This window comes from Streptococcus sp. 27098_8_82 (assembly GCF_041431615.1).
Taxonomy (GTDB): Bacteria; Bacillota; Bacilli; order Lactobacillales; family Streptococcaceae; genus Streptococcus; species Streptococcus sanguinis_K.
Map to the genome: position 1 here is coordinate 63,048 of NZ_JAPVYB010000001.1, position 24,573 is coordinate 87,620.

At 42.2% G+C, this 24,573-nt stretch carries 22 protein-coding genes; 13 read left to right on the forward strand and 9 right to left on the reverse strand.

Annotated features, from left to right (window positions below; translation table 11 throughout):
* Positions 1–128 precede the first annotated feature (128 nt).
* From O3627_RS00325 to O3627_RS00335, 3 genes are read left to right on the forward strand one after another with little or no spacing between them, the layout of a single operon-like run.
* Positions 129–725 (forward strand): TetR/AcrR family transcriptional regulator, encoded by a 597-nt coding sequence (locus O3627_RS00325; RefSeq protein ID WP_371621223.1) that lies wholly within the window; start codon positions 129–131, stop codon positions 723–725.
* Positions 725–1,678: an ABC transporter ATP-binding protein gene (locus O3627_RS00330; protein ID WP_343092032.1), complete on the forward strand. Its 954-nt coding sequence runs from the start codon at positions 725–727 to the stop codon at positions 1,676–1,678. Before O3627_RS00325 ends, O3627_RS00330 begins: the two co-directional genes overlap by 1 nt.
* A complete protein-coding gene (locus O3627_RS00335; protein WP_125382879.1) occupies positions 1,665–2,441 on the forward strand; it encodes an ABC transporter permease in 777 nt (258 codons plus the stop codon). The genes O3627_RS00330 and O3627_RS00335 overlap by 14 nt, the downstream gene beginning before the upstream one ends.
* 544 nt (positions 2,442–2,985) lie before the next feature.
* Here the strand turns inward: O3627_RS00335 and O3627_RS00340 are convergent.
* From O3627_RS00340 to O3627_RS00355, 4 genes are all read right to left on the reverse strand, one after another.
* Complete coding sequence (locus O3627_RS00340) at positions 2,986–3,750, reverse strand: class I SAM-dependent methyltransferase (RefSeq protein ID WP_002913250.1); 765 nt, start codon at positions 3,748–3,750, stop codon at positions 2,986–2,988.
* Between the two features lie 119 nt (positions 3,751–3,869).
* On the reverse strand, positions 3,870–4,244 hold the full coding sequence (locus tag O3627_RS00345; RefSeq protein ID WP_002905901.1) for a hypothetical protein: 375 nt from the start codon (positions 4,242–4,244) through the stop codon (positions 3,870–3,872).
* A 111-nt stretch (positions 4,245–4,355) separates the two neighbouring features.
* Complete coding sequence (locus O3627_RS00350) at positions 4,356–5,918, reverse strand: hypothetical protein (protein WP_002905902.1); 1,563 nt, start codon at positions 5,916–5,918, stop codon at positions 4,356–4,358.
* Entirely contained in the window at positions 5,915–6,709 is a 795-nt protein-coding gene (locus tag O3627_RS00355) for an ABC transporter ATP-binding protein (RefSeq protein ID WP_371621224.1), read from the reverse strand. Before O3627_RS00355 ends, O3627_RS00350 begins: the two co-directional genes overlap by 4 nt.
* Positions 6,710–6,783: 74 nt before the next feature.
* On the opposite strand from O3627_RS00355, the gene O3627_RS00360 reads away from it, so the two are divergent.
* Together O3627_RS00360 and O3627_RS00365 are read left to right on the forward strand one after the other, a co-directional pair.
* A complete protein-coding gene (locus tag O3627_RS00360) occupies positions 6,784–7,908 on the forward strand; it encodes an AI-2E family transporter (protein ID WP_002894636.1) in 1,125 nt (374 codons plus the stop codon).
* Positions 7,909–8,059: 151 nt separating this feature from the next.
* Complete coding sequence (locus O3627_RS00365; protein WP_343092033.1) at positions 8,060–9,400, forward strand: hemolysin family protein; 1,341 nt, start codon at positions 8,060–8,062, stop codon at positions 9,398–9,400.
* A 366-nt stretch (positions 9,401–9,766) separates the two neighbouring features.
* On the opposite strand, the gene treR is transcribed toward O3627_RS00365, so the two are convergent.
* Entirely contained in the window at positions 9,767–10,480 is a 714-nt protein-coding gene (treR, locus tag O3627_RS00370; RefSeq protein ID WP_343092042.1) for a trehalose operon repressor, read from the reverse strand.
* Between the two features lie 187 nt (positions 10,481–10,667).
* Between treR and treP the strand changes: the two genes are divergently transcribed.
* The 8 genes from treP (at position 10,668) to O3627_RS00410 (ending at position 20,530) form a co-directional block, all read left to right on the forward strand.
* Complete coding sequence (gene treP / locus O3627_RS00375) at positions 10,668–12,713, forward strand: PTS system trehalose-specific EIIBC component (protein WP_002899775.1); 2,046 nt, start codon at positions 10,668–10,670, stop codon at positions 12,711–12,713.
* A 72-nt stretch (positions 12,714–12,785) separates the two neighbouring features.
* Complete coding sequence (gene treC / locus O3627_RS00380; protein ID WP_002920592.1) at positions 12,786–14,417, forward strand: alpha,alpha-phosphotrehalase; 1,632 nt, start codon at positions 12,786–12,788, stop codon at positions 14,415–14,417.
* Positions 14,418–14,604: 187 nt separating this feature from the next.
* Positions 14,605–16,854: an endonuclease/exonuclease/phosphatase family protein gene (locus O3627_RS00385; RefSeq protein ID WP_343092034.1), complete on the forward strand. Its 2,250-nt coding sequence runs from the start codon at positions 14,605–14,607 to the stop codon at positions 16,852–16,854.
* A gap of 245 nt (positions 16,855–17,099) precedes the next feature.
* Complete coding sequence (gene pflA, locus O3627_RS00390; RefSeq protein ID WP_125380328.1) at positions 17,100–17,909, forward strand: pyruvate formate-lyase-activating protein; 810 nt, start codon at positions 17,100–17,102, stop codon at positions 17,907–17,909.
* Positions 17,910–18,048: 139 nt separating this feature from the next.
* Positions 18,049–18,984: a manganese-dependent inorganic pyrophosphatase gene (locus O3627_RS00395; protein WP_125380330.1), complete on the forward strand. Its 936-nt coding sequence runs from the start codon at positions 18,049–18,051 to the stop codon at positions 18,982–18,984.
* 92 nt (positions 18,985–19,076) lie between these two features.
* Positions 19,077–19,589, forward strand: coding sequence for a YiiX/YebB-like N1pC/P60 family cysteine hydrolase (locus tag O3627_RS00400; protein ID WP_049544211.1), 513 nt, complete (start codon positions 19,077–19,079; stop codon positions 19,587–19,589).
* Positions 19,582–20,235: a DUF1803 domain-containing protein gene (locus O3627_RS00405; protein ID WP_125382867.1), complete on the forward strand. Its 654-nt coding sequence runs from the start codon at positions 19,582–19,584 to the stop codon at positions 20,233–20,235. Before O3627_RS00400 ends, O3627_RS00405 begins: the two co-directional genes overlap by 8 nt.
* A gap of 100 nt (positions 20,236–20,335) precedes the next feature.
* Positions 20,336–20,530, forward strand: a complete 195-nt coding sequence (locus O3627_RS00410) for a CsbD family protein (RefSeq protein ID WP_002894655.1) — start codon at positions 20,336–20,338, stop codon at positions 20,528–20,530.
* Between the two features lie 27 nt (positions 20,531–20,557).
* Here O3627_RS00410 and O3627_RS00415 read toward each other — a convergent pair whose 3' ends face one another.
* The 4 genes from O3627_RS00415 to O3627_RS00430 all read right to left on the reverse strand — a co-directional run bounded on the left by O3627_RS00415 (position 20,558) and on the right by O3627_RS00430 (position 24,471).
* A complete protein-coding gene (locus O3627_RS00415; RefSeq protein ID WP_125382866.1) occupies positions 20,558–21,562 on the reverse strand; it encodes an iron ABC transporter permease in 1,005 nt (334 codons plus the stop codon).
* The gene (locus O3627_RS00420; protein WP_125382864.1) at positions 21,552–22,571 is read right to left on the reverse strand and encodes an iron ABC transporter permease; all 1,020 of its coding nucleotides are present in this window, start codon (positions 22,569–22,571) and stop codon (positions 21,552–21,554) included. The genes O3627_RS00415 and O3627_RS00420 overlap by 11 nt, the downstream gene beginning before the upstream one ends.
* A gap of 99 nt (positions 22,572–22,670) precedes the next feature.
* Positions 22,671–23,606, reverse strand: a complete 936-nt coding sequence (locus O3627_RS00425) for an iron-hydroxamate ABC transporter substrate-binding protein (protein WP_125382862.1) — start codon at positions 23,604–23,606, stop codon at positions 22,671–22,673.
* A gap of 79 nt (positions 23,607–23,685) precedes the next feature.
* Positions 23,686–24,471, reverse strand: a complete 786-nt coding sequence (locus O3627_RS00430; protein WP_125382861.1) for an ABC transporter ATP-binding protein — start codon at positions 24,469–24,471, stop codon at positions 23,686–23,688.
* Positions 24,472–24,573 lie beyond the last annotated feature (102 nt).

The window sequence follows — 24,573 nt, forward strand, 5'->3', positions numbered from 1 at the left end:
AGGTGTGTGTAAATTTAAAGTCTTATATTTTCTTACATAGAAGATATAAGACTTTTGACATTTTTCAGTTTATATGATAATCTATGACTGTAAAAACAAAAACGTCACAGAGTTTTTAGGAGGAAGTTATGGCTACTGCTTTTACTAGCGAAGAAAAAGAAGTTATTAGAAAGAAATTACATAAAGTTGCAAAGGAATGCCTTCAAAGATATGGGGTTAAGAAAACCACAGTTGACCAAATGGCAGCAATGGTAGATATTTCCAAAGGTTCTTTTTATAATTTTTATTCCTCAAAAGAAATGTTATTTTTTAAGGTCTTAGAAGAATATCAAATAGATGTTATGAATCGTCTGACAGAACAATTAGGTATGGAAACCAAGATAGATACAAATCGTCTGGTACAGTTACTTTATGATTTTTATCAAGATTTTCGCTATTCATTTATGTATACCATATTTAAAAATCATGAAATGGAATTACTCCTAAGAAAATTGCCAAAAGAGGCGATAACAAATCATCATCTGATAGATGATAGGATGGTTAAAAAAATTGTGTCCCGAATCAACATTAGAGAAAATGTATCGGTAGAAATCGTCTCTGCTTTATTTAGAACGATTGCTATGACTATTCTACACATCGAGGAAATCGGCGAAAAACAATTTGATACTACATTGAAGTTAGTCATACAAGGAGTTGTGGAACAAATTACTAAGGAGGACAGGTAATGGTGAAAGAAGCAATTAGAGCCGCAAAGCTTTCTAAAAGATATGGAACAAAAAATGTTGTCAACAACTTGAATCTATCGATAAAACCTGGTGAAATAGTAGGTTTTTTAGGACTAAATGGTGCTGGGAAAACAACGACGATGAGAATGATGCTAGGATTGATAAAATCTACATCAGGAGAATGTTATATCCAAGGAAAAAAGTTAGATCTGAGTAATTTAGAACTTCGAAACGAAATAGGTTATATTATTGAGACGCCTTATTCTTATCCAGACTTAACTGTGAGAGAAAATTTAGAAATCGTTAGTAAATTAAGAGGGGTTAATAAAGATAATATTGATTGGGTAATTGAAAAACTAAAACTAAAGCAATATGAACATAAACAGGAGAAGCATCTTTCTTTAGGAAATGTTGCGCGTTTAGGAATTGCAAAAGCGATTATTCATAAACCTAAAATTCTAATTCTTGATGAGCCAACAAATGGATTAGATCCTTTTGGAGTTATTGAAGTGAGAGAACTATTAAAGGAATTGGCGAATAATCTAGGCACAACTGTTCTTATTTCAAGTCATAATCTGGAAGAAATATCTAAAATTGCTACTAGGATAGTTATTGTACATGAGGGCAGACTTATAAGAGAAGTTGAAAGCAATGAATTAGAGCAGTACTTAGAAAAGAAGTTACTAGTAAGTGGTTCTAATAATAAGGCTATGAAAGAAGTATTATCTAACCAGGGCTATCATGTAAACATTCAATCAGACACAGAAAATAATATCAATTTCTTAGAACTAATTGATACAAAATCTGTGGAATGCCCGGAAGATGTTGCTACATTGCTAGTCCATGCAGGTTATCCACCTAAATCACTGACTGTTGAAAAAGAAGATTTAGAGCATTATTTCTTAAGAATACTGAATGACTATAATGGAGGTGTTTCGAATGAAAAAGCTTAGTTCCTGTATTTTAATTGAATGGAAAAAGTTAATAAAATCAAAACTTTCCATCGTAACTGCTTGTTCTATCTGTTTAGTTCCTTTTATTGTTGGGTTGTTTGCAACTATGATGAAATATCCAGAGAATTTCAAAAATCTTGGTTTGATTTCTGCAAAAATGGAAATGATGAGGATAACAGACTGGTCGTCGTACTTAATGACCGTATCACAAGTCATTTCTGTTGGGGGATTGCTCATTTTTGGATTTACAGCATCTTGGATTTTTGGTAGAGAATATTCTGATAAAACGATGATAGACTTATTAGCACTCCCGATAAGAAGAGATACAATCGTATTATCCAAGTTTATCGTTATCGCTCTATGGAGCTATATTCTATCAATTTTTGCACTTTTATTGGGATTATTAGCTGGTAATTTGATTGGACTTGAGGGTGGGAGCTTAACGGTGCTTCTCAAAGGTATACTTACTTTTGGTTATTGCACCACTCTTACGATCGTACTCTCTACTCCAGTGGCCTTTTTTGCTTGTTTAGGCCGGGGATATTTGTCACCATTGGCATTTATCATTTTTACTATTATTTTTTCTCAGCTTGGTTCTGCTCTTAACTTTGGGAAATACATTCCATGGGCGATTCCTGCACTCGCAAGTGGTATTGCAGGAAAAGCACTATTGAATTTTGGGAGCATTGTCAGTTTATTTGGGGTAAGTATTCTAGGTCTTATCGCAACAATAGCTTGGTGGAGGTATGCTGATTACGATTAAAATGAAGTGATAAAAATGCTAATAACACAAAACTAAGTCTTATTCATTTCTATTCAAAATACCCCCTCCTGTTCAGATTGAAAAACAAGAGGGGTTGTATTCTTTATGGCAATCGAAAGTTTTAGGCGAGAGGAGACTATGTGAATATCGTTGGCCTAAATAAAAAGATAGTTTCTAATATACGTGATTAGGAAAAAATGACCTTGCCTTTGATAAGTTAAGTGTCAACCCGTTCTCAGATGGCAGTTTTAGAATAAGATAAAAGCCTGTTTTTACGGGCATTAGTCAAACGAACATAGCATTGCCTCGAACGAAGTTTAGCGAACGTCTTTAGACGTAGCTGGAGGGAAAAGCTTATAGCCGGTGTACAAGCCACCTGTTTTCACGGATGGTTATGACTTCTCAAAATGAGCAAAAAAACAGTAAACCTTTGTGATTTACTGTTTTAAAAATTCTTTTATTCAATTAGACAAACTGGGATTTTTAGATTTTAACCCTCACGGAAAATAAAACGGGCTATTCTCCCGAAGTATGTTCTATAACATTATAGTTTAATGCAAAGTGTAGCTATATAATCATTTCCATAACGTGATAATCTATTTCTTTTATCACATGATTCATAAAAATCTATCATAGCGAGACCATTTTTAAGTTGTCCTCTAATCTGAGTTTCTAAGGTATGGCTAAATTCATATCCATATTCTGGATTTATGGATATCTTGCCTTCCTCTTCAAGCTCTTTTGAATTAAAAGGTATTGAAAACTTTAAAAATAATTCCTCATCAGGTTTGTCCCATACAATGTCAGCATCATACATGTATATCCATGGATTCATGAATCCGACCATTAACAGTCCACCCTTTTTCAATACTCGAGAGGCTTCTTTATACATGTTTTCTAAATCTTCTATATATGCATTTGAAACCGGATTAAAAATAATATCAAAAGTTTCATTTTCAAATGGAAATGGTTTTGTCATATCGCCTTGAACTGTATTGATTTTTAAGCCTTCTCTTTTAGCAACCAACTCATCTCTTTGTAATTGTGATTTAGAAAAATCCATTATGGTTACATCATAACCCTTTATAGCAAAAACTGGTCCCTGCTGTCCACCACCACAAGCTAAACCTAATATCTTTTTTCCGTTTGCTTTTTCAAACCATTCTTTTGGAACTTTTTTCCCGACAGTTAATGCAACAGAAATTGGATGTTTTCTAACTTCTTCTAATTCTTCATGTGTCAATGGCTCAGTATAGTCATTTTTTACATTATTCCATCTATCTTCATTTAATTTTATATAATTGTTCATCTTATAATCTCCTCATAATTTTATATTATTTCGATTTAAGTTGAATATGTTGCCATTACATTTTTCTCACCTCTACAAATTCCAATTTGGCGCACTGTAGATGATCTTCATTTCATATACTACATCTGAAATGCTGTTATCCAAAAACATATTCCGGCTATAAGTGAAATCGGAGTCATAACATATTTTTCTTTCTTACTTTTTGAAATCATGTTCATAATCGTATTCAAGGATAGGTAAGCGGCAAAGAAGAAACAAATATATTTAGTAACCTTGAAAGACAGCCACAGGGGAATAAAACCTCCGGCTTGCAAAATAATGATCATGGCAAAAATTTGAATAGCTATCGAAATGACTGCCGCAAGTCTAAATTTCTTAGGTAAGATTTTATGTTGTCCACCCATTGTATATTCGCCCAAAGGCAGACCGCAAGCAACAAGAACTGTCATAATTGCTATAATTCCAAATAATACTGCACCTAATATTGAAAACATAAATCACTATTCTCCCTTCGCAGAATACAAAAAATTTTAATTACAAATTCAACTTTGTTTCACTTAATGTTCCTATAAAATTATAAGGAATTCTTGTCAAATGTTCAAGTTTTATAGGTCTTTCTCAAGCTGGTCTGTTGATTTCCCTTTTCCTTTGTTCTTCCACCAATCGCTCAGGTCGACTATGGATTGAGCGGCGGAAGGGATGAGAAGGAGGACATAGATATAGACATACTGGCTCTTGGTTTCCCAGAAGAAGTGGAAGAGGCCGCCCCCCAAGAGAAAGATGAAGGGATAGAGGTCAAAAGGCGTCAGCTTTTCCTCGGCGACGAAAAATTTATGCAGGATAAAGAAACAGGAGAGCAGATAGATACTAGCTAGCAGGGTCAAGAGCAGGAAATTAACAATCTGATAACCTTTTCTTTCCTCATAAATGCTGCGCAGGACAGCTGGTTTCATATATTGCTGGCGCTCAATCTGAGGTCCAGTCCAAATAGACTGAAAAGTTGGCTCAGTCCAGGTCGACTTGACCTTTTCGTAGAAGAATTTGAGCGCATAAGCCGGATGCTTACTGAAGTGAATCAAAATGTCCTTCAAATCCCGAGTAGCCATTTCTGTAGCCAATTTTTCATCGTATTTGTTGCGCTTGAGAATCTTGGTATTGTAGGCATCGTACCAGCCTCCCAAGGTCTGCCGATTGGGATCATCCCGCAGGCCCATAGTGATGTAGGCGATTTTTGGGGTACCGACACCAATCTTGCCCCCAATCAGCTGCTCATAGTAGGCCGTCAGACCCTTGTTTGAAAGGACGATACCGGCTAAAATCAGGATGATAGCTAAGGGTTTCTTCCAAGACCATTTATAAAAGATGGACAGGAAGCAGACTCCAATCAGCATGATGGCAAAGATGATGTAGTTGTTGCGCAGGAGGCAGGCCAGACTGATACTGGCCGCTCCCAGCAAGGCATAGAGCAGGTTTCCTTTCTGATCCAGCTTGATAAAAGCATAGAGACTGAGCAGACAGAAGAAGAGCCCGGGAATGGTACCGTAGACAAAGAGGATGAAAAAGAGCTGTGGTAAAAAGAGAAAGGTCAGTAGAATCGTGTATTTCTGAATCATTTCTCTGGCATTGAGGAGAGCTGTGATTTTGTAAATTAAGAAATGACTGAGTAAAGTCCAGACGACATTCATGCTAAAAACAAACTGAGTCGTCGGAGAAATAAAAGCATAAAGTCGCTCCAGAGTCATCAGTCCTAGCTGATGGGGATTGCGATACATGTAGCTTCCGACGGTTGTCAGCGAGCTGTAATCTCCTCGGTTGAAGGCCAGCGCTGCATTGAAAACGTGCTTGGCGTCAGCTCGGATGCGGCCATCGTAGGCCGTTATCAGAAAAATCGCTGCTGCTATAAAGAGGAAGGACAAAAACCAAAAAAGATGCTTGGTCTGAACCTTTTCCAACAGGGGCCGGATTAAAAAGAGGCTGAGGAGAAAAAGTAAGAGTATAGGGTAGAAATACCAAGGATTACTGACGAATTGGACCCCTTCAGCAATCCTTAAAGGGATGTAAGTATGGGACAGCAGAATCTGTCCAGACAGGAAAAGTAAGGCAATCGCAGTCATGGTCAGAATCAGGAAGTAGCCTAGGTTGAAGATGGTATTAGAAAATTGCTTCATGAGGACCTGCCCTCCACCTTGACGAAATAGCGGTCTTCTCCCAGCTCAATCAGCTCGACTGGCTGGGGATAAAATTGATTCATGACCTCTTTTTGAAGAATGTCTTCTTTAGGACCTTGGGCTATGATTTCTCCTTCTTTTAGGAGCAGGACATGATCCATAGCAGCAGTGATTTCCTCTACATGGTGGGTGACATAGAGGATGGTTGGAGCTTGGTCCATCTGTGTAATCTTACCAATCTGATCCAGCAGGCGCTCGCGGGCAAAGAGATCCAGACCGCTGGTCGCTTCGTCTAGGATAAGTAGTTCTGGCTTTTCCATGAGACTGCGTGCAATCAGCAGGAGCTGCTTTTCCCCTTGAGACAGACTGATGTAGCTTCGGCCAATCAATTCTTGCCCGCCAATGGAAGCCAGCATTTCCCTAGCTTGGTCCAGCTCCTCTTGCCCGTAAGGAGCGTAGAGAATACTGCTTTTATACTTGCCTGTCAGGACGATTTCTTCAGCTATGAGACGGCTGGGCAGGCGTTCAGCAATGAAGGAGCCAACTACTCCAATCTTAGTTCGCAGTTGAGGAATGTCGCCGGCGCCAAATTCTGTACCGAGAACCGTCACCTTGCCCTTAGTCTTCCAATGCTCAGCCATGAGCAAGCGCAGGAGAGTAGACTTTCCAGAACCGTTGAGACCGAGAATAGCCCAATGCTCCCCCTTTTTCACCTGCCAGTTGAGATCTTTTAAGATGGTTCGGCCTTGTTTAGCCAAGCTCACATTTTCCAGTTTGATAATCTTTTCCATTTTTACTCTTTCTTTCGTTAAATCTCCTTTATTATAACAAAATTTATGGTAAAATAACTGATAGGAGGAGTCAAATGTTTCATAAAAGTAAGCTGATGTTTTGGACCAGTGAGGTCCTTTTGCTAACGATTATCTTCTTTATCTGGCGCCAAATGGGGGATATGATAACCCCGATTGTTAGCGTTGTGAATACCATCTTGATTCCCTTTCTTGTGGGAGGATTTCTTTATTATATTACGAATCCGCTGGTGAAATTTCTCCAGGACAAGCTCAAAATCAACCGAATGATTGGGATTCTGATCACGCTCAGCCTTTTGTTTGGCTTAATTGCTTTGGGCGTTATTTACCTCTTGCCGATTTTGATTAATCAGCTGAGCAGTTTGATTAATTCAACGCAAGGACTTTATTGGGAAATTCAAAGTTTTGTTAATCAATTATCTAAAAATCCGCTCTTTCGAAATCTGAATATCCAGTCCACCATCCAGCAGCTCAATCTGTCTTATGTGGATATTCTGCAGAATATTCTCAACAGTGTGACCAACAGTCTGGGTAGTGTTCTGTCAGCAGTCGTCAATACGCTGATGATTTTGATTATGACACCGATTTTCTTGGTTTACTTCCTCATGGACGGCCATAAGCTTTTGCCCATGCTGGAGCGGACAGTCCTCAAGCGCGATAAGCTCAATATCTCTAGTTTGCTGACTAATCTCAATGCTACTGTTGCCCGCTATATCAGCGGAATTTCAATCGATGCCCTGATTATCGGTGCTCTGGCCTATATTGGCTATAGCGTGATTGGGCTCAAGTACGCTTTGGTCTTTGCTATTTTCTCCAGTCTGGCTAATCTGATTCCTTATGTAGGACCGAGTATCGGCTTGATTCCCATGGTCATTACGTATGCTTTTACCGATCCTCAGAAGATGGTGGCGGCCTTGATTTACATGTTGATTATCCAGCAGGTCGATGGTAATATCCTCTACCCCCGTATCGTTGGCGGTGTGATGAAGGTCCATCCTATTACCATCATGGTGCTCTTGCTCTTATCCAGCAATATCTATGGTGTGCTGGGGATGATTGTGGCAATCCCGACCTATTCTATCCTCAAGGAAATCGCCAAGTTCTTGGCTAACCTCTATGATAATCACAAGGAAGCCCAGCAGCAGAAGAAGAACGAAGAGTTTGGGATTATTAATAAATAAGGATGAGTTTGGAAATCGATTGATTCCAGAGTCTCGATACCAGAAAATAAGACGGAAGGAAGGCCTTCCGTCTTATTTTCATTTCCTGTGCACTAAATTTAAAAATATGATATAATCAGATTTACCTATACTTTTCGAGGAGAAAGAATCAATGGAAGACCCTGGCAGTCAGAATATTTTATGGCAAGCCTTACTACTGTTTATATTGACTTTGTTAAATGCCTTTTTCTCAGCAGCTGAGATGGCAATGGTATCGCTCAATCGAGCGCGTGTGGAGCAAAAGGCTGAAGAGGGGGACCTCAAGTATATCCGTCTCTTGGCAGTCTTAGAAAGCCCCAATAACTTCTTATCAACTATTCAGGTTGGGATTACAGTTATCAATATCCTGTCTGGGGCCAGCTTTGCGGATAATCTGGGAAAACTGTTCTCTTCTTGGATGGGAAATTCCGAAACAGCACGTGCTATCGGAACTTTCTTGGCTTTGGTCTTGTTGACATATATTTCTATTGTTTTGGGCGAGCTTTATCCGAAGCGCATTGCCATGAACCTGAAAGACAATCTAGCTGTGCGGGCTGCACCAGTTATTATTTTTCTTGGCAAGATTGTCAGTCCCTTCGTTTGGTTGCTGTCAGCGTCGACTAATCTACTGAGCCGGATAACCCCGATGAAGTTTGATGATGCAGACGAAAAGATGACACGGGATGAGATTGAGTATATGCTAACCAATAGTGAGGAGACCTTGGATGCAGATGAGATTGAGATGCTGCAGGGGATTTTCTCTCTGGATGAGCTGATGGCGCGTGAACTGATGGTGCCGCGGACGGATGCCTTTATGGTGGACATTCAGGATGACACCAAAGAAATTATCGAAAGCATTCTCAAACAGAGTTTTTCGCGGATTCCCGTCTATGATGGGGATAAGGACAATGTCATCGGTCTGATTCATACCAAGCGATTGCTTAATGAAGGATTCATCAATGGTTTTGACAATATCGTTCTGCGTAAGATTTTGCAGGAGCCGCTCTTTGTACCGGAAACCATGTTTGTCGATGATTTGCTTAAGGAGCTGCGCAATACGCAAAATCAAATGGCGATTCTCTTGGATGAGTATGGCGGAATGGCTGGTCTGGTCACACTGGAAGATCTCTTGGAGGAGATTGTCGGTGAGATTGATGATGAGACTGACAAGGCTGAAATCGAAGTCCATGAAATCGGTGAGAATACCTACATCGTATTAGGAACCATGACTCTCAATGACTTTAATGAATATTTTGAAGTTGAAATTGAAAGCGACGATGTGGATACGATAGCTGGTTATTACTTGACTTGTGTAGGGACTATTCCAGATCCGAAAGAACGCATTAGCTACGAAGTCGAAAGTCAAAATAAGCAACTCATTTTGACCAATGACAAGGTTAAAAATGGCCGTGTTACGAAGGTTAAGGTTGAAATTTCTGAAATTATTGAAGAAGCAGAAAAGGCTGAGAAATAAACTCAGCCTTTTAAGTTTCCTTCAAGTTTTTTATAAGTCTGTCTTAAGTTTCTGGGATTATACTAATACCATCAAAATAGAAATGAGGACAGTCCAATGACATCTAAAGTTACCCTATATGATAAGCAAATATTGACATTCTCTCAGGCGAAGAAGTAAGAAAGGAAGTAATAAGAATCAGTAAATTTTAAAAAGCAGCAGAAACCCTTAACTAATTTTTTCATATAAATCTCCTAAAACAAGTATAAAGAAATTTTGAGGCTCTTTGTCGCTCCAAAACAAGGCAGCCTTAGACTACTTATAAAAGAAACCACCTCTGCCAGCTGGAAGGCAGGGGTGGTTTTGTAATCTGGGTGGAACTCAAAATCATTCTTTTTGTCTCTTAGCAAAATCCACAAATCGAAATTTGTCTAGCTTGTGACGGCTCTCGGTATATTGAAACTGGCGGCCGTCTGCCAGATAGACCTGAGATTTGACAGAGACAACCTGCTGGTCCTTGCCTAGGTCCATGAGAATTTTGTCTCGGTCATTGGCGTGGTCAATGGTAAATTCCTTCTTGGCATAGGCAATGTTGAGTTTTAAGTCATTTTCCAAATAGGCATAAATGGACTGCTCAGCGATTTCCCTCGTCAAGTGAGGGACGATACCCTTGTCTAAATAGTCAATATCTAAGACCGAGGCGATTTGGTCTACAACACGCTGACGGACGATTCGCCAAACCAGTCGGTAGGGAGGGAAGCCAGTGATGTCAGATAGTTTCTGGTCTACGGTAATCTTTTCCAAGCTGACAACATTGGTTTTGGACTGCATATTATTTTGCTTGACTACTTCTTGATAGCTGGTCAGCTTAGACACAGGAAAGTCAAACTGTTCTTGCTTGATGACTTTGGAACCCTGTCCGCGGACTTTTTCAATCAATCCTTCTTCCTGCAGCATGGCCAGAGCCTTGCGGACTGTATCGCGGCTAACCTGGTAGTCTTCTGTCAGCTGATGTTCGCTGGGTAAGAAGTCTCCGACAGCATAACGCTCGTCTAAAATATCTTTCTCAATCTGTTTGAACAATTGTTTGTATTTCTTCATCATAAACTTCACTTGTTTTCTTTTTTGCATACAACATAGAAAATTTTATCAAAAATGAGGGATATTTTCAACAAACAACTTGCATACATCTTTGAAATCGATTACAATAATTTGTAGAGATGTGTTGAAAAACTAACTCGTAAAAAATATAAGGAGAGTGCTGGATTCTCATTCAGCCAGTAGTCAAATGGGAAAATTTGAGAAGGAAGCCAAGGATCTGCTAGATGCAATCGGCGGCAAAGAGAATGTCACAGCAGTTAGTCACTGCGCAACGCGGATGCGCTTTGTACTTGGAGATGATAAAAAGGCCAATGTCAAGGCTATTGAGGCAATTCCAGTGGTCAAGGGAACTTTCACAAATGCTGGGCAATTCCAAGTCATCATTGGAAATGATGTGCCAATCTTTTATAATGACTTCACTGCTGTATCAGGTATTGAAGGAGTATCAAAAGAAGCAGCCAAGTCTGCTGCCAAGAGCAAGCAAAATCCCCTTCAGCGGGTTATGGCCACTCTGGCGGAAATTTTTACACCCTTGATTCCAGCCTTGATTGTCGGAGGGTTAATCCTTGGCTTCCGCAATGTCCTTGAGGGCGTGCATATTGAAGCTTTGGGTAGAAAGATTGTTGATGGAGTTGCACAAGTAAAAAATGGACAACCGGTTTATAATACAATTGTGGATGTGTCCAAATTCTGGAGCAATGTTAATGACTTTCTTTGGCTGCCGGCACAAGCAGTCTTCCACTTCTTACCAGTGGGGATTACTTGGTCTATCTCCCGTAAGATGGGAACCAGTCAGATTCTTGGGATTGTCTTAGGTATTTGTTTGGTTTCTCCACATTTGCTGAATGCTTATGATGTAGCCAATACCTCTAAAGCTGTGATTGCTAAAGACTACACTTGGTATTTTGGGATACTTGAGTTTCACAAATATGGTTACCAAGGTCAGGTCATTCCGGCTCTCTTGTCTGGTCTGTCTCTCTCTTACTTAGAAATTTTCTGGCGTAAACGGATTCCGGAAGTGATTTCTATGATTTTTGTTCCTTTGCTTTCTCTGCTTCCAGCTTTGATTTTGGCTCACACGATTTTAGGTCCTTTTGGCTGGTGGGTTGGACAAGGAATGTCTAAGTTCGTATTTCTTGGTTTGACAGGATCATTCAAATGGTTGTTTGGTGCAGTATTTGGTGCCCTTTATGCTCCGTTTGTGATTACAGGTCTTCACCATATGACCAATGCGATTGATACACAGTTAGCTAATGATTATGGTGGAACAGCTCTTTGGCCCATGATTGCTCTGTCTAATATTGCTCAAGGTTCAGCTGTATTTGCCTACTATCTCATGCATCGTCGTGATGAAAGAGAGGCACAAATTTCGCTTCCAGCGACCATTTCTGCTTACCTTGGAGTTACTGAGCCGGCTCTCTTTGGGGTCAATGTCAAGTACGTTTACCCATTTGTTGCGGGGATGATTGGTTCGTCTATTGCCGGAGTCTTGTCCCTTAGCTTTAATGTTACAGCAACTGGTATTGGTGTCGGTGGCTTACCAGCCATCCTTTCTATTCAAGCAAACTATTGGCTTCCTTTCCTTCTAGTTATGCTTGTAGCAATCCTTGTACCAATGTTCCTGACTTTCTTCTTCCACAAGACAGGCTTCTTAACGAAGGCAGAGGAAGATCCAGAATTGCAAGCAGAATTTGCAGCTCAGGAAGAGGCAGAATTTGCTGGGCAAACCAAAGCCGAGTCATCTCCAGAGGTGCAAGCAGCTGATTCATCAGCTCCTGTAACGATTACTAGTCCGTTGGCAGGGGAAGTCAAAGAATTGAATCAGGCAACGGATCCTGTCTTTGCGCAAGGTTTGATGGGGCGTGGAGTTGTCATTGTCCCTAGCCAAGGTGAGTTGGTTTCACCAGTTAATGGTAGAGTAACCGTCTTCTTCCCAACCAAGCATGCCATCGGCATCTTGTCAGATGAAGGTGTTGAAATCCTGATGCATATCGGAATGGACACTGTTAATCTGGAGGGCAAAGGCTTTGAAGGTTATGTATCTCAAGGAGATAAGGTCAAGGTTGGCGACAAACTCATTTCCTTTGATATAGACATGATTAAGAAAGCAGGCTATGTAACAGAAACACCAGTCATCATTACAAACTCAGACAGTTATCAAGTGGAGGAACTTGAACAACTTCCTCGGGCAGTTGAGCGAGGAAGTCAGTTGATGAACGTTAAGCCACTTTAAAGAAAAATGAAATGACTTATAGAAAGGGACGGTGCTTTAAAATCTGTCCCTTTTCTCAAAAAAGGAGAAAATATGACACTTGATAAAACAAAGGTTGTCTACCAAATTTATCCAAAATCTTTTAAAGACACAACTGGCAATGGTTTGGGAGATTTTCGAGGGATTATTGAAAAACTTCCCTACTTGAAAGAGCTGGGAGTAGATATGATTTGGCTCAATCCTTTCTATCCGAGTCCGCAGCGGGACAATGGTTATGATATTTCTGACTATACTGCGGTAGACCCTATCTTTGGAGATATGGCAGATTTTGAAGAGATGGTCAAGGTCGGCCAGCAGTATGGTATTGACTTCATGCTAGACATGGTTCTTAACCACTGCTCAATTGAACATGAGTGGTTCCAAAAGGCACTGGCTGGGGATTCCTACTATCAGGATTTCTTTATCCTGCGGGATGAGCCGACGGACTGGCTGTCCAAGTTTGGCGGCAGCGCCTGGGCTCCATTTGGCGATACGGGCAAATATTATCTGCATCTCTATGATGTCACTCAAGCTGATCTTAACTGGCGCAACCCCAATGTTCGTCAAGAGCTCTTTAAAGTGGTGAATTTTTGGCGGGACAAGGGCGTCAAGGGCTTCCGCTTTGATGTCATCAACGTCATCGGAAAAGATGAGGTGCTGTTGGACTGTCCAGAGCAGGAGGGCAAGCCGGCCTATACTGATAAGCCAATCGTGCATGACTATCTGCGTATGATGAATGAAGCGACCTTTGGGCAGGACGATTCCTTTATGACGGTTGGCGAAATGAGCGCTACGACGATTGAAAATTGCATTCTTTACACCGCACCAGACCGGCAGGAGCTATCTATGGCCTTTAATTTCCATCATCTCAAGGTGGACTATGAAGCTGGACAGAAGTGGACTCTTAAGGCCTTTGACTTTGAAGAGTTAAAACGCCTCTTCCATACTTGGGGCAAGGAAATGAGCGATCATGATGGCTGGTCAGCCCTCTTTTGGAACAACCATGATCAGCCGCGAGCTCTCAATCGCTTTGTCGATGTAGAGGATTTCCGCAATGAAGGGGCGACCATGTTGGCAGCCAGTATTCATCTGTCGCGAGGGACGCCTTATATCTACATGGGTGAGGAGATTGGGATGGTGGATCCTGACTACGACTCCATGGAAGTTTATGTGGATGTCGAGTCTCTCAATGCTTACCAGAGTCTGCTTGCTGAAGGTCAATCGCCAGAAGCAGCCTTCAGGATCATCAAGGCTAAATCTCGTGATAATTCTCGGACGCCTATGCAGTGGGATGATTCGGTCAATGCAGGTTTTACAACAGGAACTCCATGGCTGAAGGCGGGCAAATCCTATCCTCTCATCAATGTGGAAAATGAAATCAAGGGACCGATTTTTACCTTTTATCAGAAATTGATTGCCCTGCGTAAGGAACTGCCGATCATTGCAGAAGGAAGCTATCAGCCAGCCTATGAGGACAGTCCCCAGGTCTATGCCTTTGAGCGGGAGTGGCAAGGACAAAAACTTTTAGTCCTTAACAACTTTTATGCTGATCCGATTACGCTGGACATCCTGCCGGATTATCAAAATAGTCGGGTTCTCCTATCCAATTACGGCAAGACTCAGATTGACCATGTGCTGACCCTGCAGCCTTACGAAACCTTGGCTATCTTAGTAGGTGAAAACTAAAGTCTCGAAAGAATCTGGAAAAAATTCCAGATTCTTTTTTCTGTGTTGGGCCAGCCTAGACAAGTATTTTTGTGAACATAGATAAACTAATACAGAATTTTAAGAAAGCCTTTGCAAAATTTGATTCTTTTCTTTATAATAAAAATTAAATAGGATAATATACATTTATACAGAAAAGGAGAAGTTCATGAAAAAACAAGTTTCTTACAAGCAGCTTTTTCCTACAGTGGTCTTGCTAGCTGCTTTTCTGTCCCTGCTTTTTTCTGGCCAACCGGTCGGAGCAGAAGAAGCGGTAAGTTCGTCGACTTCAGATGCGGCAGCTCTCACAGAGAATCCGACTGTAAGCGATGAGTCGGTTGCCAGTCAAGCAGAGAGTTCATCTGCAGAATCGGGAGAGTCAAAGGCAGCTTCTACAGAGGCAGTGGAAAAGGCAGACCAAGCCCCAGCTGCAGCACAAGCCGCGGCTAGCGGACCTGAAGTTGTGCCCAATGTGGGAACCATTCAGGGAGAATCACAAACCTCTCCCTATGAGGACAAAGAGGTTCAAGTTTCCAATGTAGTTGTGACGAAAACAGACCGCTATGGTTTTTATGTTCAAGACCTGACTCCTGATGGAAATAGCAGGACTTCTGATGCTCTTTATGTTGTTTCTAAAGAAAAAGTTGATGTCGGAGACAAACTTAGTCTTGAAGGACGCGTCAAAGAAGGTTATATGGAAGAGCTCAGCGTTCGTCAGGGACAGACTTTTAACAAGCCCAGTGGTAGTTTGACAGTCACCATGCTTGTCGCTTCCAAGGTGACCAAGGAAGGGAAAGCTGACCTACCTGCTCCAGTAGACATCGTGGCTAATATGCCTCAGGATACGGTCGATAACGATATTAATAATTATCAGCCTCAAAGTGAAGCGTTGGACTACTGGGAAAGTTTGGAAGGAATGTTGACGACGGTGAAGAGTCCCCGAGTTTTAGGCCCGCAGTACCGTGGAGATATTTATCTCTTGCCGGAAGGCTACCAAGCCTTACCGCTAAACAATATCGGAGGTCTCAATCTTCGTCCAAACGCTCAAAATACAGCAACCATTCCAGTCTATGTTGGCAATAAATTCATTGCCAAGGCCAAGGATTATTTCAATGGAGATGTGGTCGGAGTCGTGACCTATCGTGGGAAGATTTACAAGTTGGAGCCGACTCAGCTGCCTGATTTGGTGGACGGGGGCTTGCAGAGACAGGTCTCTCCTATCTATCCAAGCGAAGACAAGCTGACTATTGCTTCCTACAATATCGAGAATTTTTCTGCTAATGCTAAAAAAGGTGAAACGCCTGAGGAAAAAGTGACTAGAATCGCTAATTCCTTCATCAATGAAATCCATAGTCCAGATATCATCACGCTCATCGAGGTTCAAGATGAGAATGGCAGTGTCAATGACGGAACGACCAGTGGTGTCAAAAGCGGTGAGAAACTAGCGAGCCGCATCAAAGAATTGGGCGGAAAAACTTATAAGTACACCGAAGTTGCCCCACTTGACGGTCAAGATGGCGGCAAGCCCGGCTCTAATATCCGTGTGGCCTTTCTCTACGATCCAAATCGGGTGAAGTTAGTCGAAAAAGAAGCCGGTACGAGTGACGAAGCGGCTAGCTTCTCCGGTGGTCATCTGGTTAAGAATCCTGCCCGGATTGCTCCAACAAATCCAGCCTTTACAAAGGTTCGTAAATCCTTGGCAGCTGAGTTTGAATTCAAGGGACAGCATATCGTCGTTATCGCCAATCATTTGAAGTCCAAGATTGGGGATGATGCTGTTTATGGCTCCGCTCAGCCAGCAGTTCAGCATACGCAGGCAGCCCGAATTGAGCAGGCTAAAATTTTAAATAGCTTTATTCAAGAAGGGCTGAGACAAAATCCTAACCTTAAGTTTGTGCTGACTGGTGATTTCAATGATTTTGAATTTTCCGAAACGGCTAAAGCACTGGCGGGTAATGAACTCATTAATCTTATGCAGGAACATGATGCGGCTGACCGTTATTCCTATTTCTACCGCGGCAGCAACCAAAGCTTGGATAACATTTTCATTTCGAAGAACCTAGCAGGCAAGGCAGTCTTTGCGCCTGTCCATATCAATGCCTCTTTCATGGAGGAACATGGCAGAGCTTCAGACCATGATCCAGTAGTGGTGCAGCTGGACTTTTCTAAGGATGTTGCAGCTTCAACATCTGACAGCTCCCAGCCGTCTCAATCAACTGGACAATCTTCTGTAGCAGCAGAACAAGGAGCTCCGTCTCAGACCAATCCTTCGTCGTCTAAACAAGCTGGACAAGGACAGACTGCTGGCAGCAAGAAGAAGGGACTCCCGCTGACCGGTCAAAATAACAATGGCTGGGCAGTCTTGGGATTGACCTTGCTGATGTTTGCTTTTACTCTCAAAAAGAGAAGTCGAAATTAACTAAAATCAGTTTAAAAGTGAGATCAGGGTGGAATAGAGAATCTTCCCTGATTTTTTATTTGCCAGCTTCTAAGAGCAAGTCTTAATCAGCTTTCTCCCTAAAATTTCATCTGTTGTAAAACACTGAAAATGAAACTGAAAAACAGTTTGTTTTCTAAAAAATAGGCAAATTAAGTCTATTTTTGCTTTAATCATGTTATAATGTAGTTAGTTATAAAACGTTTTCAGAGTTAAGAGGTTGCGCGATGGTTGAAGAGAAAATTGAAGAAGCAGTTGATTATGGAAAGGTAACGGGCATGGTCCACTCCACCGAAAGTTTTGGAGCTGTTGATGGACCGGGTATCCGTTTTATTGTTTTTTTGCAGGGCTGCCACATGCGTTGCCAGTATTGCCATAATCCGGACACGTGGGAAATGGAGACCAACAAATCTCAGTTGCGGACAGTGGATGATGTCTTGCAAGAAGCTCTTCGTTATAAGGGCTTCTGGGGCAATAAAGGCGGCATCACCGTCAGCGGAGGAGAAGCCTTGCTGCAGATTGATTTTCTGATTGCCTTCTTTACCAAGGCTAAGGAGCTGGGCATCCACTGTACATTGGATACCTGTGCCCTGCCTTTCAGAAATACGCCTCGTTATCTGAAAAAATTTGACAAGCTTATGGCAGTTACCGACTTAGTCCTGCTTGATATCAAGGAGATTGATGAAGAACAGCACAAAATTGTGACCAGCCAGACCAACAAGAATATCTTGGCTTGTGCCAAGTACTTGTCTGACATTGGAAAGCCAGTCTGGATTCGTCACGTCTTGGTGCCAGGATTGACCGACCGTGATGATGACCTGATTGAGCTAGGTAAGTTTGTAAAGACGCTGAAGAATGTTGATAAGTTTGAAATTCTACCTTACCATACCATGGGTGAATTCAAATGGCGGGAGCTGGGCATCCCTTACAAGCTGGAAGGGGTTAAGCCTCCGACAGCTGATCGGGTCAAGAATGCTAAGGAACTCATGCAGACTGAATCCTATACAGAGTATATGAATCGGGTACATAATAGCTAATCTATTTTGAGTATGAATAAATGGGCTGGTGGGTTGACCAGTCCATTTTTCTTTAGAAAATGCCCTTCTGCTTTTGTGAAATGCCTGTAATTGTGGTAAAATAAATGCAATAAACATTATATAAAAGAAGAGGTTTATCATGTCTAAAATTTTAGTTTTCGGTCACCAAAATCCTGATTCAGATGCCATTGGTTCATCTTACGCTTTTGCTTATTTGGCTCGTGAAGCTTATGACTTGGATACAGAAGCTGTTGCTCTGGGTGAGCCTAATGAAGAAACAGCCTTTGTTTTAGATTACTTTGGCGTGGCTGCACCGCGCGTGATTACATCTGCCAAGGCAGAAGGGGCTGAACAAGTCATCTTGACAGACCACAATGAATTCCAGCAGTCTGTGGCAGATATTGCTGAAGTTGAAGTTTATGGCGTGGTGGACCACCACCGTGTTGCTAACTTTGAAACAGCTAGTCCACTTTACATGCGCTTGGAGCCAGTTGGTTCAGCTTCATCTATTGTTTATCGTATGTTCAAAGAGCACGGCGTAGAAGTTCCAAAAGAAATTGCAGGATTGATGCTGTCTGGTTTGATCTCTGATACTCTCTTGCTCAAGTCACCAACAACTCATCTGACTGACAAGGCCATTGCACCAGAATTGGCTGAGCTGGCTGGTGTCAACTTGGAAGAGTATGGTTTGGCAATGCTTAAGGCAGGTACAAACTTGGCTAGCAAGTCTGCTGAAGAATTGATTGACATCGATGCGAAAACCTTTGAGCTGAATGGAAATAATGTCCGTGTGGCACAGGTCAACACAGTTGATATTGCTGAAGTTTTGGAGCGTCAAGCAGAAATCGAAGCGGCTATTGAAAAAGCAATCGCTGATAATGGCTACTCTGACTTTGTCTTGATGATTACAGATATTATTAACTCAAACTCAGAAATTTTGGCTATCGGAAGCAATATGGACAAGGTCGAAGCAGCCTTCAACTTTGTTCTTGAAAACAACCATGCTTTCCTTGCAGGCGCTGTTTCTCGTAAGAAGCAAGTGGTGCCTCAACTGACAGAAAGTTTTAATGCTTAAAGAGCTCAAATGACGAAATAAGTTACTAGATGAGGGCTATTCCCCTCATACTTAAAAAGGAGTCTCGGCTCCTTTTTTGATAGGCGAGAGAAATGAAGATTCAAGATTTACAAGATGGAGATTTGATTTTTACAGTCGGATCTTCAGAAATTGCTGCAGCCATCCGAGCAGCAACTGGCTCATACAGCCACGTGGCCATCTTTTTTAATGGTGAGATTTATCATGCAACCCATGAGAAGGGGGTTGTCAATCAAGATTTGTCTGATTTTTGGCAGGATGAGGATGTTTATGACGTATATCGCTATCCAGCTATTGAAGCAGATGCTGTCTTTAAAAGGGCCAAATTGCATCTAGGAAAGCCTTACAATTTCGGCTTTTATCCGCAGTCCGATTGTTTTTACTGTTCGGAGTATATTGCGGACATTTTGCCGATTTTTGATACGATTCCCATGCAGTTTGGCGATGAGAAAAATCTGATTTCTGATTTTTGGCAGGAGTATTATCGTGACTTGGGCTTAGCGGTTCCCATAGGTCAGCCTGGGACGAATCCTAGCCAGTTGGCTCAGTCAAGAAAACTCATCTACAAAGGAGAACTTCATGATTAAAATCATCAATCCCAGCCGTTTGACGCGCCAGCCTTTTTTCCAGGAGCTGATTGATTATTTGGATCAGCATGAGGCAGTGATTCTGCGGGAGATTAAGAGAGAGTTTGAGGGCGTGGCTAGTATTGACCGCTCGATAGAGGAGTTTATCAAGGCTGGCTACATCAAGCGGGAGAACAAGCGATATTACCTGACGCTACCTCTTTTGGAAAGTTTGGATGATTTGCGTTTGGATCAGGAAATCTTTATCCGTGATGATAGTCCGCTCTATCAGGAATTGTTGGAGCTACGCTTTGAGACTCAGCTTTCCAATCAGACCAATGCGGCTGTTTTGCTGGAAGAGACAGATTTTCTGCGGGATAAGCTGACCTTGGCAAATTATTTTTACAAGATGCAGCGCCAGTATTCCCTGTCTGAGGCACAAAAGCCCCTCTATGCTGTCTTGGGCGATGTCAATCCAGAGTATGCACTCAAGTATATGACGACCTTTCTTCTCAAGTATGTCCGCAAGGATGAGCTCATGCAGAAGCGGCGGGACATTTTTGTCGATAGCCTAGTAATCTTGGGCTATATCCGGCAAAACGAAGCAGGCAAGTATGAGTTACAGGCCAGCTTTGATAAGGAGAGATTGATTTTTCAGCTGGACTGATTTTCTCATAGAATGAGCAGAATAGTTGACCTTTGAAAAGAAAAAACTTATACTACTGTAAACGGTATCAAATACTGTAAAAAAGAACGGAGGCAATCATATGTCACTAGAAAATAAATTCGATCAAGCTAAAGGCGCTGTTAAAGAAGGCGTTGGCAAAGTTACAGGAGATAACAAGACAGAAGCAGAAGGCTTTGTAGAAAAAACAGTTGCCAAAGCAAAAGAAGTTGCTGAAGATGCTAAAGAAGCTGTAGAAGGTGCCGTTGAAGGTATCAAAAACAGCTTGGATAAATAAAAAACAATCAGTCGATTATTCGGCTGATTATTTTTTTTGCTGATACATAAGGTAGAGGAAGTAGGGGGCTCCAATAATGGAAATCAAAATGCCTGTCGGGACGGAGCTTCCGATGAGGAAGGTTCTTGTGATCGTATCTGCCCCTGTCATGATAAAGGCACCTAGCAGCATGGCGGCTGGAAAGAGTAAGCGATGATCGCTCGGTAGGAAGCGTTTGCTGATATGGCTAGCCAACATACCGATAAAGACAATATTTCCAGCTAGGGATAGGCTAAAGGCGACGAGAGCACTGGCTAATAACAGGGTTATCTGCCGCTCTCTTTTTAGATGAAGCCCCAGACCAAGAGCTGTTTCATCATTTAGGCTGAGGATATTGAGCTTATGGGAGCGCAGATAGGTCAGCAACCAGAATAAAAGCAGGAAGGGGCCAGCAATAGCTAGACTTTCCCAGTTATTACCCGTAATCTTACCAGCTAGCCAGCTAACTACATAGGTCAGTTTGTTCTGATTGACACGGCCGGTGATGGCAATCATACTAGAAGACAGAATGGTTGACAAGGTCACACCAGCGATAATGAGCTTGACGGGGCTGATAGCTTGGCCTTTTTGATGTGAGATCAGGTAAATAAGGGCTACAGTCATCATACCGCCAAAGGTCGCGATGAAGGGAAGATAGCGGATATAGAAAGGATCGGTCACTTCTAGCTTGCTGATAGCAAGAGTAATGATAACACCAGCTCCTGCATTGATTCCCAAGGTTCCTGAATCGGCAAGTGGGTTTCGAGTAAAGGTCTGCAGTAGTACACCGCTCATCCCTAGAGAAGCTCCTGCTAGAAGGCAGACCAGAATTCGAGGCAGGCGGATCTGCTCCATGATAAAGGCGCTGCCATCATCTCCCTGCCCCAGCAGATATCGAAAAGCTTCACCGATATTAAATTCCTGATCGCCTGATGATAGAGACAGTAGGAAAATTAGGAAAGTCAGGAGGCTGAGGCTTACTAGAACCAAAAGAATCCGTTTTTTATCTCTCATAGAAGGCCCCCTTTCTCATCAGCCACAGGAAGACTGGCAGCGTAACGAGACTGATAATAGAGCTAAGAGGCAGACCGACCATATGACTTGCAGCAAAATCACAGATCAGTAGAAAAAGCGCTCCTGTTAGCATCGTCAGTGGCAAGATTTTTTGGTAATTCTTTCCGCTGATGGTTTTGACAAAGTGTGGAATAATCAGTCCGACGAGGGCAAGGCTTCCTACTAGGGCAACGGCTGCCGCTGATAACAGTAGAACAATACTCAGAAAGAACAGGGTTATCTGAGTCGTTCGCTGGCCTAAGCCCTTGGCTACTGTTTCATTGAGGCTGAGAATGGTTAGTTGATGAGAAAATAGCTGAGCCAGTAAGAGGCCTAATAGGATAAAAGGAGCAATGATTTGCAGCATTTTCCAATTGGTTCCTAGAAGCCCTCCAGCCTGCCAACCGATGACAGCATTAGTCAGATTGAGGTAAATGGTCAAGCCTTGTCCGATGGCAGTCAGGAGTGTTGTTACCATGGCACCGGATAAGACGAGACGTAGTTGCTCAAAACCTTTTCTAGGATGGTAGGAGAGGCTAAAAACCAGAATACTGGCTAGACAGGCTCCTGCAAGTGAGAGCAGGAGGATGCTACTGTAGTGTATACTCTTAGAAAAGGCATAACCGCAGATGAGTGCTAGGCCAGCTCCTGAGTTGATCCCCAAAAGTCCCGGATCAGCAATGGCATTGCGGGTAATCCCCTGCATGATGGCTCCTGAAACGGCCAAGCTAGCTCCGACTAGCAGAGCTGCAATTCCTCTAGGTAAGCGCAGATCTATGATGATGTTCTGGGCTGGACTTTCCTTGAAAGGATGGCTCAGGGTTTCTATCAGTTGCCGATGGGAGTAGCTGGGAATGCCAAAGCGCAGGTAGAGATAGAGTCCGCTAATCAGCAGGAGAATGAGGGCGAAAAAAACAAGCCAAAAGATGTTTGGCCTATTTTTTTGAGTGAAGAGTGTATGAAGCGTCATCTGGTATCCTTTATATAGTCGAAAATCAAATAGCTGTCAGGATATATATCGCTTACTAGCAATGTTTTTTCACTAGTCTGAGTTTCTGCAAGGAATGGCCTAGTTCATTTTTTCAAGGCCATCTTGAATGGTTTTGAGTTCGTATTCAAGTGTCAATGGATCGTTGAAATAAAAGGCGTTGGCATCCACTTTTAAGATATGGTTCTGTTGGACAGCGGGAATAGATTTCCAAACATCGCTTTCGTAAAGGGCACTGCCCGTTTTATCATCTTCAGCAGCAACCAGGACATAATCGCCAATATACTCACTCACCGTTTCTTGGCTGACTTGCAAGTAGCCACTTGGGAATACTTCATCCTTCACCTTTTGTGGGGCGTCAAATCCCAGAGATTTGTAGATAACTTCTCCGCCTCGTCCCCAGTTGTTACCGAAGAGGTAGATTTCCTTTTCATATAGCCCGACAACCGTGAAAGTGACATTTTGTCCCAGCTTTTCTTTTAACTGCTTGCCAATATCAGCTGTTTTGCTCTTCCAATCAGCAATCCATTGATCAGCTTCTTTTTCCTTACCAAAGATTTGGCCAAAGCGATTCAGGATTTCTAAATAGTCATTTTTTCCATAATCGATGGCAATAGTTGGAGCGATTTTCTTTAGTTCATCGATATTTTTGTCACTGGCATCTACTACGATAAGGTCTGGCTTTTGCTTAGCGATAGACTCTAAATCTTCTGGCATCAGGACCTTGGCGTTTTTGACTTTTTCCTTGAGGACAGGATTTTTAGCATCATAGGATGTTACAGTGACAGGGTCGAAGCCTAGTTGCAGCAAATAGCCTGTGTAGGTAGAGGAGAGACTGGCAATCCGTTTTGGATTTTTAGGAATATCGCCGTAGTAGTGGAATCCGTCAATTTTTGGCTTGTTGGATAGCTCGACCTTATCTGCAGAGGCAGAGTTTTCAGATTTAGATGAGCTGCCGCAGGCAACTAAAAGGAAGATGGTGACAGTAAGGGTGGCAAATGATAAAAACTTTTTCATTTTTTCCTCCAATTCTATAAAAAGTTTAGAAGCTGTATCCATGAAGAAGATATGGGAAACTTATCTATGAATACATGACTTATTTAACGAGCTGATAACTGAGGCAGAGCGGCTTATCCTGAATAGGATCCCGAATAATCTGGGCTTCAATCTGAAAAATGTCTCTCAGAATATCCGAAGTCATGATCTGCTCAACACTTCCTTGATATCGGATATGCCCATTTTTCATAGCGATCAGCTGATGGGAGAAGCGGGCAGCCAAGTTGATGTCATGCAGAACCATGATAATGGTTTTTCCGCTGAGTCGGTTGAGGTCATTCAGCAACTCCAAGATTTCCAGCTGGTGATTCATATCCAGATAGGTGGTCGGCTCGTCCAGAAAAATAGTCTCTGTATCTTGAGCTAAAGCCATAGCAATCCAGACGCGCTGACGCTGACCTCCAGACAAATCATCCACCTGCCAGTCCGAAAATTCGCTGACCTGAGTTGCTTCCATAGCCCAGCAGATTTTTTCCCGGTCTTCTGTACTGAGCCGCCCCAAGCCAGTTTGATGCGGAAAGCGGCCATAAGAGACCAGATCATAGACGGTGATGCCATCGGTCGCCTCCATGGTTTGGGGAAGCAAGGCAATCTTTTGCGCCACCTCCTTGGTCGGCAGTAGGGCGATGGACTGTCCATCCAGAGTTATGCTGCCAGCTTTTGTCGGCAAAATACGGGTAAAAGCCTTGAGAAGCGTGGATTTACCGCAGCCATTGCTACCGATAATAGTTGTAATCTTTCCCTCGGCGAGTTGGCAGTCCAGTCCGTCAATAATAACCTTTTGATCGTAGGCGACCTGGATACTTGCTGCAGAGATAGTGGACATAGACTTCCTTTCTGGCTGATTCTTCTATCAGAATTACATCTTTTATTATACCATAAAAATTTTTCTAAAAAAGGAGTTTTCTGACAATTTAATAAAAATAAA